General features: G+C 54.0%; 11 protein-coding genes and 1 pseudogene. All 12 read right to left on the bottom strand.

Annotation, left to right across the window (positions count from 1 at the left end; translation table 11 throughout):
• Positions 1-5: 5 nt before the first annotated feature.
• The 12 genes and pseudogenes from N2A98_RS08240 to N2A98_RS08185 all read right to left on the bottom strand — a co-directional run bounded on the left by N2A98_RS08240 (position 6) and on the right by N2A98_RS08185 (position 12,352).
• Entirely contained in the window at positions 6-1,265 is a 1,260-nt protein-coding gene (locus N2A98_RS08240) for an O-antigen translocase (RefSeq protein WP_069557171.1), read from the bottom strand.
• 1 nt (position 1,266) lies between these two features.
• Complete coding sequence (locus N2A98_RS08235; protein WP_069557170.1) at positions 1,267-2,397, bottom strand: DegT/DnrJ/EryC1/StrS family aminotransferase; 1,131 nt, start codon at positions 2,395-2,397, stop codon at positions 1,267-1,269.
• Between the two features lie 143 nt (positions 2,398-2,540).
• Positions 2,541-2,939, bottom strand: coding sequence for an FdtA/QdtA family cupin domain-containing protein (locus N2A98_RS08230; RefSeq protein ID WP_256557711.1), 399 nt, complete (start codon positions 2,937-2,939; stop codon positions 2,541-2,543).
• Between the two features lie 33 nt (positions 2,940-2,972).
• A pseudogene (rfbC, locus tag N2A98_RS08225) lies at positions 2,973-3,518 on the bottom strand (dTDP-4-dehydrorhamnose 3,5-epimerase); the annotation flags it as partial.
• Complete coding sequence (gene rfbA, locus N2A98_RS08220; RefSeq protein WP_069557168.1) at positions 3,518-4,408, bottom strand: glucose-1-phosphate thymidylyltransferase RfbA; 891 nt, start codon at positions 4,406-4,408, stop codon at positions 3,518-3,520. The gene rfbA and the pseudogene rfbC, both read right to left, overlap by 1 nt.
• Positions 4,409-4,842: 434 nt before the next feature.
• Positions 4,843-6,195: a Wzz/FepE/Etk N-terminal domain-containing protein gene (locus N2A98_RS08215; protein WP_069557167.1), complete on the bottom strand. Its 1,353-nt coding sequence runs from the start codon at positions 6,193-6,195 to the stop codon at positions 4,843-4,845.
• A 327-nt stretch (positions 6,196-6,522) separates the two neighbouring features.
• Complete coding sequence (locus N2A98_RS08210) at positions 6,523-6,753, bottom strand: LapA family protein (protein ID WP_275623245.1); 231 nt, start codon at positions 6,751-6,753, stop codon at positions 6,523-6,525.
• Positions 6,754-6,777: 24 nt separating this feature from the next.
• Positions 6,778-7,074, bottom strand: a complete 297-nt coding sequence (gene ihfB, locus N2A98_RS08205) for an integration host factor subunit beta (RefSeq protein ID WP_003189779.1) — start codon at positions 7,072-7,074, stop codon at positions 6,778-6,780.
• A 130-nt stretch (positions 7,075-7,204) separates the two neighbouring features.
• Positions 7,205-7,489: a hypothetical protein gene (locus N2A98_RS08200; protein WP_275623244.1), complete on the bottom strand. Its 285-nt coding sequence runs from the start codon at positions 7,487-7,489 to the stop codon at positions 7,205-7,207.
• A gap of 160 nt (positions 7,490-7,649) precedes the next feature.
• Positions 7,650-9,335, bottom strand: a complete 1,686-nt coding sequence (gene rpsA, locus N2A98_RS08195; protein WP_003189774.1) for a 30S ribosomal protein S1 — start codon at positions 9,333-9,335, stop codon at positions 7,650-7,652.
• 120 nt (positions 9,336-9,455) lie between these two features.
• Positions 9,456-10,145, bottom strand: coding sequence for a (d)CMP kinase (gene cmk / locus N2A98_RS08190; protein ID WP_003189772.1), 690 nt, complete (start codon positions 10,143-10,145; stop codon positions 9,456-9,458).
• Positions 10,142-12,352, bottom strand: a complete 2,211-nt coding sequence (locus N2A98_RS08185) for a bifunctional prephenate dehydrogenase/3-phosphoshikimate 1-carboxyvinyltransferase (RefSeq protein ID WP_275623595.1) — start codon at positions 12,350-12,352, stop codon at positions 10,142-10,144. The genes cmk and N2A98_RS08185 overlap by 4 nt, the downstream gene beginning before the upstream one ends.
• Positions 12,353-12,364 lie beyond the last annotated feature (12 nt).

Below are 12,364 nucleotides of genomic sequence, written 5' to 3'. Positions count from 1 at the left end.
AGACCTCATACAGCATTATTTTGATTTAGCTTTCTATAAATAAGAAAGTACATGACTACCAAGTAAAAACCGTAGTTAACCGCATGAGCCCACGTTACGCCAATCGGCCCACCTACCTTTGTCAACACGATTGTCAGCAGATAAAACCCGAACGCAAAAATCACTTCTGTAACGATGTACATCTTAACCATCGCCTTGCCCAGCATCAGGTAGGCAAGTATCCAACTAGCGATCTTCAGCGTGTCGCCCAGCATCTGCCATGCGAAGAAGTCTCTCATGGGGCTGAATGCACTGGTAAACAGTAAGCCGATAATGAAGTCTCTCAAGAGGTAAATCACCAATCCACAGATCATCGCAACGGGCAAAATCAGCTTATAGCCTTGCACGATCTCCTTCCTGATATCCTCCGGATTGATCAGTTCTGACAACTTAGGCAGAAAATACAAGCCCAACGTTGTTGTCACCAACAGCAGATAGGCGGTACTGAGACGCCACATGGCCTCCCAATATCCAGCGGTCTCCCAACCAAACTCCGATCCGAGATAGTTCCGCACCAAAATATGGCTGACTGGCACACATGCCGCCGTAGTGAGTGCCATGGCGGTAAACTTGGTCAAATTTATGGCAATTTGCTTGTCCAACCGACCGAGCAGATTCGAAAACCGAAACCACGGTGTTCTATAGCACAGTAAACACGTCACAAAAAAGGCGATGGATTGATAGAGCACTAGGGAGATCAATGCACCATAGAGACCGTATTGTACGACCATGATGATAGTGACCAGTAAGGAAAGGAGACTCCCGCCGATATTGGCCAGGATATATCGGCTGATTTCCTTTTTGCCATTGAGAATGGCGAGCAGCAAGGTATTGAACGAGAAAAATACAACTGTAGCAGCGCACCAAATAAAGACGCTGTACAAAGACTCATCATTAAAACACCACACCGCCAGCGGCTTGCTGAAACAGACAATCAGTATGGAAGTTACAACCGAGCCGATTAACGCAATCGTTCCCGCAGTACGCCACACCCGACGCTGTGCGTCTTCATCGTCTTTATATTCAGCAGTGTATTTAGTCACCCCATTGCTGATAGCGCCAGTCGAAAACGTCGTTACCATTTGCACAGCATTTTGAAACTGGCCTAACGCAGCATACCCGGAAGGTCCCACATAAATGGCGAGCATTTTGTTAATGCCCAGCAACGTGAGCATCTTGATAATGACGGCAATACCGTTGAGGAAGCTAGTTCGAAGCAGCGTCATATCAGGCGTCTACAGAAAAGCTATTGCAGGCCTCAACGACACGCTGAGCGTCAGCGTCGGTCATCACCGGACTGATCGGCAAGCTTAATACTTCCCGGTGGATACGTTCTGTGATAGGAAATGATTTATTGAAAAAGTCCGACTTCGCATAAGCCTGTTGCTGATGAGGTGGTATTGGGTAATGAATTAATGTTTGAACACCTGACTCAGTCAAATGACTCTGCAGCGCCTCTCGCACCTCGGATCGCACTACAAAAAGATGCCACACGTGCGAGATATGATTCATCACATCAACACTGGAATCCAATGGCAGTTTGATCAACGGATTCTTTATTCCCGCCATGTAGATAGCGGCAACGCGTCGACGCGCCTCGATCTGACCCTGCAAATATTTGAGCTTCACGCTCAACATAGCAGCCTGAATCTCGTCCAGCCGGCTGTTTACGCCCTGCACCAGATTCTTGTATTTCTCATGAGAACCATAGTTTCGAAGTGCCTGAATCATATTGACCAGTTCGGCATCACTGGAGGTAATGGCCCCTGCATCTCCCAACGCCCCTAGGTTCTTGCCCGGGTAAAAACTGAATCCTGACGCATCACCCCAATTGCCCGCACTCTTGCCTGCCACTTGCGCTCCGTGAGCTTGAGCAGAATCTTCTAGTACCAGCAGGTTCTCACGCTTGGCAATTGCATCTATTGCGGGCATGTCAGCCAACTGTCCATAGAGGTGGACAGGCATGATCAATCGAGTTTTGTCAGTCAACGCTCGCTCTATATTCTTGGGGCACAAGTTATAGGTGTCTGCGTCAGGCTCAACCAAAACCGGCGTCAGCTCGTTCTCGGTGATGGCCAGTAATGTGGCAATGTAGGTATTGGCTGGCACTATCACTTCATCGTGATCTTTGAGCTTCCCCAGCTCTTTCCACGCACGGATGGTCAAAATCAATGCATCCAGACCGTTCGCAACCCCCACCGTGTGACGGGCACCGGTGTACGCCGTGAACTCTTCCTCGAAGCGCTTGAGGCATTCGCCTTGAATATACCAACCCGAATCAATGACACGTGTCGCCGCTTCAATGAGCTCTTCACGATGAGCCGCGTTCAATGCTTTTAAATCGAGAAATGGAATCATCAAAAATACCTGACGTCGGTGCTTCGTTATGGGTGCATGAAGGCGCAGCGGTTGCTGCGCCCCGCAATCTGTAGCCGCTTGATGGGCCCGCGTTATTTAAGGCTGGCTTTCCAACCCCGGATCGCATCAAGCGTCTTGCTCAATCAAGCGTATCGTTTCACCGCACGCATGAAATCATCGTAATTTCGCAAATAGTCGCCTTCATCGTAATGATTGCTTGCAAATACCAGCAAAACGCAATCTTCACTGAAGTCGTGCATCTCGCGCCAAATCAGTTTCTTGATGTGAATGGCCTTATTCGGGGCATCCAGCCATATCGATTCCTGCTTCACGCCGTCATCGATCAGAATTCTGCATTTGCCTGACAAGCAGATAATGTACTGCTCCAACCTGAAATGCGCATGCGAGCCTCTGCTGATGCCCGCCTTGGTATTGAAAATATAATAGGCTCGCCTGACGTCGAACGGGATATCACGCCCTTGCTCCAGGGCAATCAGGCTGCCACGGTCATCTCCAATTACTTGCAACTCACTCGACGTCACATTGCCCGTCAGTGCCGAAACAGAGCACACTACTTGCGAGAGCAACGGTGCCTCTTCATCCTTCTGACTGATGATCAACCCTTCAGTCACTGGCCATTGGATGCCAATGGCGGGGTCATTCCAGTTGATCGATTGCTCACAAGCCTTGGAATAGGTATCTGTGGTCTTGTAGAGAAACTCAGTATTGTCCTCCAACGCCAAAAAGCCGTGTGCAAACCCCTCTGGAATCCAAAGCATCCGGCCATTTTTTGCGGAGAGTTCAACCCCCAGCCACTGACCAAATGTTTCCGAGCCCTTTCTGATATCCACCGCCACGTCATAGGCGCTACCTGCGGTAACTCGTACCAATTTGCCCTGGGCATGAGGATCACGCTGAAAATGAAGCCCTCTTAAGACGTGCTTTTTTGAGCAGGAGTGATTGTCTTGCACAAATGGTCGCGGGATGGGGTGACCAAACTCGGCGAGTTGTTCATGAAACAACGGCTCATTGAAACTTTCCATAAACCATCCACGGTCATCCGCGAATACTTTGGGCTCAATGATAACCACACCGGCCAGCTTGGTTTCTATAAACTTCATCAGCTCTTATGCTCAGTCAGAAGGTTCCGCAGGTATTGGCCGTATCCCGTCTTGCTCAAGTGCTGCACTTGGGTCGCCAATTGTTCTGGCGAGATCCAGCCGGCATTGAAAGCGATTTCTTCAAGGCAAGCCACCTTCAAGCCCTGCCGGTGCTCAATAGTGTGCACAAACTGACTCGCTTCCAGCAGTGACTCATGTGTCCCAGTGTCCAGCCAAGCAAAGCCTCGGCCCAACATTTCAACAGTCAGACTTTTTTGCTCAAGATAAACACGGTTCACATCGGTAATTTCAAGTTCACCACGTGATGAGGGGCGAATACTTTTAGCGACCTCCACCACTTGGTTATCGTAAAAATACAACCCCGTGACCGCATAGTTCGACTTGGGTTTGGCGGGCTTCTCTTCGATGCTGAGTACACGCCCGGCTTGGTCAAACTCAACCACGCCAAAGCGTTCTGGATCTGATACGTGATAGCCAAAGACCGTGGCGCCGGATGTCTGCGACATGGCAGATCGTAGATTGTCGGAAAAATGCTGGCCGTAGAAAATATTGTCGCCAAGGATCAGGCATACGGGATCTGTGCCGATAAACTTCTCGCCGATGATGAACGCCTGTGCCAAGCCATCGGGATTGGGTTGCTCTGCATAACTTAGTTGCACACCATACTGGCTGCCATCACCCAGCAATTTCCTGAATCCTGGCAGGTCATCGGGCGTCGAGATAATCAAAATTTCACGGATGCCTGCCAGCATCAACACCGACAGCGGATAAAAAATCATCGGTTTGTCATAAATGGGGAGCATTTGCTTAGACACTCCCAGCGTCAGTGGGTACAGACGGGTACCCGCACCTCCGGCAAGAATGATCCCCTTACGCTTCAACATTGTCATATCTAAAACACATCCTTAACGTTCAGATCCCCCCCATTCGGGCAGAGGTTTACTCGATTATTACCGACAAAATACGACTCATCCCAAGCCACATCTGACACCATGTCAGAGCAAGTCCTTCCTATACCGACACAGCATTCACGAGCGCCACAAAGAACGTGATGATACAGCGCTCCCCCCCACCAACAAAACGAACAGTGAAAAGTCTTGTAGGGGGTAGAGGCCGACCGAACAAATGGCAATATGCCATCTCCTGGCGTGACACAGGTCACGCATGCCGGACCAAAAACGCCTTGGAGGACAGCAAGGGCTAAACACAGGGAGATGAGTTGTTATTGAATCGCAAATGAAGGTACCCAGTAAAAGCTAGACCGGGGTCAATAGTGAGCCATGACCTCTACGATCATGGCTTGCTAGGTGCGCGAGGGGCGCAATTACGATATCACCCTCTCGTGCAATGACTTACCTGCAGCACCAGCAAGCACAGGCGTGACCTCTTGCTGTTTGGCGCGACGACCACTGATGATAAAATGCCTGATCAGTGCGGCTAGAACACCCAGGATCCCCCCCACCAATACTCCAATGGCCAGTATCAATATTTTATTGGGGCTCACAGGCCTGAGTGGCTCAAGCGCTTTACGATCTATTGTGACCAGCTTCATATTGCTGATATCGAGATTGCCCAAATTTTTCAGGCGTACGACTTCGGCCCTCAGGGGCTCGACCCCCGAAAGAAACAGGTCTTCGTTCTGACGCTGCTTCAACACCTCAATTTCCCGATTGCTCTGCAGCAATTGCAACTCACGAGCAATTTGGGCAATTCGGCCCTCAGTAAAATCATCAGACTTGCGTTGCAATAACGCCGTGCGCTCAGCCGACAGTGCTTCGACACCCATGAAATACAGCGGTATCTGCTGGTTATTAATCTCTGTTCGCATCACGCTGCTGCTCTCGCTGGAACCACCCGTTTTTTCACCCAGCGCGGACGGTGTCGTCGGCTTCTCGATGCCGAGAGATTTGGCAATCGCGATTGCCTCGCCCAATTGCGCAATCCGGTCTTGCCGCGCAGTCTTGATCTGCTGACGCAAGGCTTTCAACTCGTCCTGCAACTGTGCTCGCTTAAGATTATCAGCCTCTTGGAGCGTCGCAATTCGCGCATCCTTATCTGTCTTGTAGCTGGACCGGGCAGCTTCGATCTTTCCTTCCAGCTCGGTCAGGCGATTTTTTACAATTACCCGCAAATCAGCGGCGATCTGTTCACGCTCGGCATCGATAGCATAATCAACGAATTTGTTAAGCACGCTGACGCCATCAATACCTTTCGGGTAGTTGAGTCCAAGCCCAATGTACGCACTTAATGAATCAGATTTTTTCGGGTCAGGCAGAACCAACTTGAGGGAGTCGCGATTAAAGGCATCAAAGCTTTGTTCAAGCGTGCGCCCTGGTCGCTCGAAAGGCTTGAACAACGCCTGGTTGGCCCTGAAGAAATTGAGTCGGGTCTCATAGGACTCTAACGACGCACCTACTTTGATGAGCGCATCACCTGGCGGCAATTGGTAGACTTCCGACCGATTCAAGGCATCCAGTTCGTTAATGGCCGCAGGACGCAACACACTACTTACTTGGTATTCAGGTTTCGCAGTGAAGGCATAGGCTGCCGCAGCCAGTGTTACCCCCACGGACACAAATAAAACAAGGAATTTCTGCTGCCAAACAGCTTGAAAAACTGCGGCAATATCAACTTCGCCAGAGGGAGGTACAGAAGGAACGCGGAAGCTACTACTCACAACAAAAACCTGCCTTCAAAGAGAAACTGCGGGCTCGTTATGCAGACAAAATTGCGTTTTTTTATTCTAATTGGTTGACCGCCAAAACCCAGCGTCTCTGCCAAATTTTGAGCGCACAAAATGCCTGTTATCGAGAACAGATTCCATTCTGCCATCTCTTTGGCATATTACAAGTCTTGACATGTCTGTCAGGCGATTCTGATTTTCTAGGAGAACTGTCGCAACCAACAGGGCTAGGTAGGTAGGCAGTTCAAAGCGCGCGACATGGCATGGTTTCTGACAAACGGTCGCCAATACCCGCCCTTCCCATCCGCCTAAAACTAAACCCTAAACCACCGCCTTACCCCGACGCCTACGCACAAAAACCCCCAACACCGGCCCAATCACCATCCCCACAATCAAAGCCACCACCACAAACACCGCCACCGGCATCTGCGCAGTACTCCACCCCAGGAACGACAGTGCCACGCCCTGCTGGTTCTCCAGCACAAACGCCAAAACCACCAACACCGCCAGCACCGCAATCAACACCGCAACAACGCGCTTAACCCCACGCATACCCTTCTCCTTCCCCAAAAACACTCAGACGCCTTCTTCCTCTTCTTCGTTCACCCGATCGCGCAATTCCTTGCCCGGTTTGAAGTGGGGAACGAATTTGCCGTCGAGGCTGACGGATTGGCCGGTTTTTGGGTTGCGGCCTACGCGGGGTGCGCGGTAGTGCAGGGAGAAGCTGCCGAAGCCGCGGATTTCGATGCGATCTCCGGTGGCCAGGCATTGGGACATTTGCTCAAGCATGGTCTTGATAGCCAGCTCCACATCCTTGGATGAGAGCAGCCCTTGATGGGTGACAATTCGTTCGATCAACTCCGACTTCGTCATATTTTTCCCTTCTTTTTCAAGCAGCTAGGAAAAGCGCTCCGAAGGTTTTAGCATGAGTTGGTGAATTTGAACAGCCCATGTGTCAACTTATCTGGGGTTGAATAAACATGCTCAGCGAGCGGTCAACCCCTTACTTACAGATCACCAACATGGTCCGCGTCACCGCGCCAGCAGGGTTCCAGCCGAACAGGTAGTCACCCTCTTCGTCCTCGGCATCACTGGAACGGGTAATGACCTTGTAGCCCTGCATCTTGCATTCACGGGCGGCGCGCTTCTCGCACTTTTCCCACTTGTTGCCCAGGCCAGAGCAGTCGATCTCAATGCCGCTGACGCCGCGCTTGGCGTGGGTCTTGGCACTGGTGGAGGAGCAGCCGGCAACCACCAGCAAAGCGAGTATTACGATAATTCTGTTCATTCAAACCCTTATTGAGTCAGCAACGCGAAATAGCCGTTTTCAAGACTATAGTCAGTTCTGACATTGGGCTGAATGCCTTGGTTCGGTGCAGTTGCTTCATCAAATTTCAGGCGCAAAAAAGGGCGACCGAAGTCGCCCTTTTTCTACAGCTTTACAGAACTTAGTTCTGCTTAGCCATTGCCTGGCGCAGCAGTGCCGCCATGGTGGTGTCAGCAGCAGCTTCCGGAGCAGCTTCTTTCAGGCTCTGGATAGCTTCTTTCTCTTCCACTTCGTCTTTCGACTTGATGGAGAGCTGAATCACGCGGCTCTTGCGGTCAACGCTGATGATCTTGGCTTCTACTTCCTGGCCTTCTTTCAGAACGTTGCGCGCGTCTTCAACGCGGTCACGGCTGATTTCGGAGGCTTTCAGAGTCGCTTCGATATCGTCGGCCAGAACGATGATGGCGCCTTTGGCGTCAACTTCTTTCACAGTGCCTTTAACGATGGCGCCTTTGTCGTTCTCTTGAACGTACTCGGAGAACGGATCGCTTTCCAGTTGCTTGATGCCCAGGGAGATGCGCTCGCGCTCTGGGTCAACCGACAGGATAACGGTGTCCAGCTCGTCGCCCTTCTTGAAACGACGAACAGCTTCTTCGCCAACTTCGTTCCAGGAGATGTCGGACAGGTGAACCAGGCCGTCGATGCCGCCGTCCAGACCAATGAAGATACCGAAATCGGTGATCGACTTGATGGTGCCGGAGATTTTATCGCCCTTGTTGAACTGGCCAGAGAAATCTTCCCATGGGTTAGATTTGCACTGCTTGATGCCCAGGGAGATACGACGACGCTCTTCGTCGATGTCCAGAACCATAACTTCCACTTCGTCGCCGACTTGTACGACTTTCGAAGGGTGGATGTTCTTGTTGGTCCAGTCCATTTCGGAAACGTGTACCAGGCCTTCCACGCCTTCTTCCAGCTCTGCGAAGCAGCCGTAGTCGGTCAGGTTGGTAACACGCGCGGTGACGCGAGTGCTTTCTGGGTAACGAGCTTTGATAGCAACCCATGGATCTTCGCCCAGCTGCTTCAAGCCCAGGGAAACGCGGTTACGCTCACGATCGTACTTCAGAACCTTGACATCGATCTCGTCGCCAACGTTGACGATTTCGGAAGGATGCTTGATACGCTTCCAAGCCATGTCGGTAATGTGCAGCAGGCCATCGACGCCACCCAGATCGACGAATGCGCCGTAATCGGTGAGGTTCTTGACGATACCTTTGACTTGTTGGCCTTCCTGCAGGGATTCCAGCAGAGCTTCACGCTCGGCGGAGTTCTCTGCTTCCAGCACGCTGCGACGGGAAACGACAACGTTGTTGCGCTTCTGGTCGAGCTTGATGACTTTGAATTCGAGTTCTTTGCCTTCCAGGTGCGTGGTGTCGCGCACTGGACGAACGTCGACCAAAGAACCTGGCAGGAACGCACGGATGCCGTTAACGTCGACAGTGAAGCCGCCTTTAACCTTACCGTTGATAACGCCCTTGACCACTTCTTCAGCTGCGAAGGCTGCTTCGAGAACAATCCAGCATTCAGCGCGCTTGGCTTTTTCACGGGACAGCTTGGTTTCACCGAAACCGTCTTCAACCGAGTCCAGAGCAACGTGAACTTCGTCACCGACATTGATAGTCAGGTCACCAGCATCGTTGTAGAACTGTTCCAGCGGGATCAGAGCTTCAGACTTCAGACCAGCGTGAACGGTTACCCAGCGAGCTTGGTAATCGATATCAACGATAACACCGGTGATGATGGAGCCTGCCTGAAGGTTCAGGGTTTTTAGGCTTTCTTCAAAGAGTTCCGCAAAGCTTTCGCTCATTTTAATTCCTGTTGATAAGGGCGAAGAATACGCCCATCTCCACACCCCAGACGGTGTGGGTCAGTTTCAGTTAAAAGAAGCCACCGCAGGACTATGACTGGTCCCCTGCGGCCTTCTTGATCACCCGGCGATATCGCGAATGGCGATTTCACTCATGATGCGTTCCAGCACCTGCTCGATGGACAGCTCCGTGGAATCCAGCTGTATAGCGTCAGCCGCCGGCTTGAGCGGGGCTACCGCACGCTGAGTATCACGCTCATCGCGTGCACGGATCTCATCTAGCAGACTCGACAGACTAACACCATCGACTTTGCCCTTCAACTGCAAGTAACGGCGGCGTGCCCGCTCCTCGGCGCTGGCGGTCAGGAAAATCTTCAGCGGCGCCTCGGGAAACACCACCGTGCCCATGTCGCGGCCATCGGCCACTAGGCCCGGCGCTTCCTGGAATGCGCGCTGGCGCTGCAGCAGCGCCTCGCGTACGGCAGGCAGCGCGGCCACTTGGGAGGCACCCGCGCCGATACTCTCGGTGCGAATCACATCGCTGACCTCATCACCTTCCAGAATGATGCGCTGCAACTGACCCTCGGTCGCCGCAATGAACTGCACATCCAGATGGGCGGCAAGTTTGGTCAGCAATTCTTCGTTGGTCAGGTCCACACCATGGTTGTGCGCGGCAAACGCCAGCAGGCGGTACAGCGCGCCAGAGTCCAGCAGGCACCAACCCAGGCGCTTGGCCAGAATGCCAGCGATTGTGCCTTTGCCCGAGCCGCTAGGCCCGTCGATGGTAATCACCGGTGCTTTGATATTCACAATTGAGCCTCTTGGGCAACACGGATGCCGACTTGGGCACACAGTGTCAAAAAGTTCGGAAAAGACGTCGCAACATTGGCGCAGTCAAGGATACGAATAGGCGCCGTCGCCCGCAGGGAAGCCACACTGAACGCCATGGCAATCCGATGATCGCCATGGGCATGCACTTCACCGCCGCCCATCGGGCCACCGTCAATGATAATCCCATCAGGCGTGGGTTCACACTTCACTCCCAAGGCCAACAGACCGTCGGCCATGACCTGGATGCGATCGGACTCCTTGAGGCGCAGCTCCTCGGCCCCGCGTAAAACAGTACGGCCCTGAGCGCAAGCTGCAGCAATAAACAGCACGGGGAACTCATCAATCGCCAACGGCACCAGGGCCGCTGGAATCTCGATGCCCTTGAGCGCGGCGGCACGCACACGTAAATCCGCAACCGGCTCGCCGCCCACCTCGCGCTGATTTTCGAGGGTGATATCAGCCCCCATCAGCCGCAAGATATCGATTACCCCGGTGCGGGTCGGATTGATACCGACATGCTCCAGCAACAGCTCCGAGCCCTCGGCAATCGAGGCCGCCACCAGGAAAAACGCCGAAGACGAAATGTCCCCCGGCACTTCAATACGCGTAGCGATCAACCCATGCCCTGACGCCAGCGACGCCGTCGCGCCCTGCACCGCCACCGGGTAGCCAAAGCCGCGCAGCATGCGCTCGGTGTGGTCGCGAGTCGGTGCAGGCTCGGTCACCGAGGTTTTGCCCTCAGCGTACAACCCCGCCAACAACAGGCAGGATTTCACCTGGGCACTGGCCATGGGCAATACATAGTTCAAGCCTTTGAGCGATTGCCCGCCACGAATGCTCAGTGGCGGACGCCCGTCCGGCCCGGTTTCGATGATTGCGCCCATTTCCCGCAGCGGCTTGGCTACGCGGTTCATCGGGCGCTTGGACAGCGAGGCATCGCCGGTCAGCACGCTGTCGAAGCGCTGCGCCGCCAATACGCCTGCCAACAGACGCATCGACGTGCCGGAATTGCCCACGTAGATCGGCCCCGGCGCAGCCTTCAGGCCCTGCAGGCCGACGCCATGAATGGTCACGCGCCCATGGTGCGGCCCCTCGATCACCACACCCATGTCGCGAAAGGCCTGCAAGGTCGCCAGGGCGTCTTCACCCTCAAGGAAGCCTTCCACCTCGGTCACACCCTCGGCCAACGAACCCAACATGATCGAACGGTGAGAGATCGACTTGTCACCCGGCACGCGGATGCGCCCGCTCAAGCGGCCACCCGGGCTGGCGATGAAGGTCAGGTCATCGGTGTTCACTGCGGTTTCCATATAGGCCCGGCGCGCAAGGATCTTGCTGAAATGTTCACGCGCCACCCGTGCCCGGGTGAACACGCCCAGCAGTTGATGGCCGTCTCCCGCATCCACCGCGTCGCGCAAGGCGTCGAGGTCACTGCGGAAGGTATCCAGGGTGCGCAACACCGCTTCGCGATTGGCGAGGAAGATGTCGTGCCACATCACCGGATCGCTGCCGGCAATCCGCGTAAAATCGCGGAAGCCGCCGGCGGCGTAGCGGAAAATCTCGAGGTTCTCGTTGCGCTTGGCCAACGAATCCACCAAGCCAAATGCCAGCAGATGCGGCAAGTGACTGGTCGCTGCCAACACTTCGTCGTGACGCTCGACCTGCATATGCTCTACATCCGCGCCCAGCTCGCGCCAGAGACGATCCACCACTGCCAACGCTGTTGGGTCGGTTTGCGCAAGCGGCGTCAGGATGACCTTATGCCGACGGAACAGCTGCGCATTGGAGGCCTCCACCCCGCTCTGCTCGGAACCCGCGATGGGATGGCCCGGCACAAAGCGCGGCGGCATGCCACCAAACGCCCGTTGTGCAGCGCGCACCACGTTGCCTTTGGCGCTGCCCACATCGGTAAGAATTGCTTGCCCCAGGTCCATACCCGCCAGTACCGCCAGCAATTTCTCCATGGCCAGGATCGGCACGGCGAGCTGGATCACATCCGCGCCCTGGCACGCAACGGCCAGGTCCGCCTCACAGCGGTCCACCACCCCCAACTCCACCGCCAACGTGCGCGATTGCGGGTCGAGGTCCACGCCCACCACTTCGCCACACAGCCCGCTTTCACGCAGGCCCTTGGCGAAGGAGCCACCGATCAACCCCAGGCCGACCACCACCAGGCGACCGATCATAGGCACAGCAGG

Origin of the sequence: Pseudomonas sp. FJ2-5-13 (assembly GCF_029201605.1) — a bacterium.
Taxonomy (GTDB): domain Bacteria; phylum Pseudomonadota; class Gammaproteobacteria; order Pseudomonadales; family Pseudomonadaceae; genus Aquipseudomonas; species Aquipseudomonas lactis.
The sequence above is the reverse complement of the archived record's forward strand: the minus strand, read 5'-3'. Positions and strand labels throughout refer to the sequence as shown.

Coding starts and splice junctions, on each gene's coding strand:
- rpsA (WP_003189774.1), bottom strand. CDS start 9,335: ATGAGCGAAAGCTTTGCGGAACTCTTTGAAGAAAGCCTAAAAACCCTG.
- N2A98_RS08240 (WP_069557171.1), bottom strand. CDS start 1,265: ATGACGCTGCTTCGAACTAGCTTCCTCAACGGTATTGCCGTCATTATC.
- rfbA (WP_069557168.1), bottom strand. CDS start 4,408: ATGACAATGTTGAAGCGTAAGGGGATCATTCTTGCCGGAGGTGCGGGT.
- N2A98_RS08210 (WP_275623245.1), bottom strand. CDS start 6,753: ATGCGTGGGGTTAAGCGCGTTGTTGCGGTGTTGATTGCGGTGCTGGCG.
- N2A98_RS08235 (WP_069557170.1), bottom strand. CDS start 2,397: ATGATTCCATTTCTCGATTTAAAAGCATTGAACGCGGCTCATCGTGAA.
- N2A98_RS08200 (WP_275623244.1), bottom strand. CDS start 7,489: ATGAACAGAATTATCGTAATACTCGCTTTGCTGGTGGTTGCCGGCTGC.
- N2A98_RS08185 (WP_275623595.1), bottom strand. CDS start 12,352: ATGATCGGTCGCCTGGTGGTGGTCGGCCTGGGGTTGATCGGTGGCTCC.
- ihfB (WP_003189779.1), bottom strand. CDS start 7,074: ATGACGAAGTCGGAGTTGATCGAACGAATTGTCACCCATCAAGGGCTG.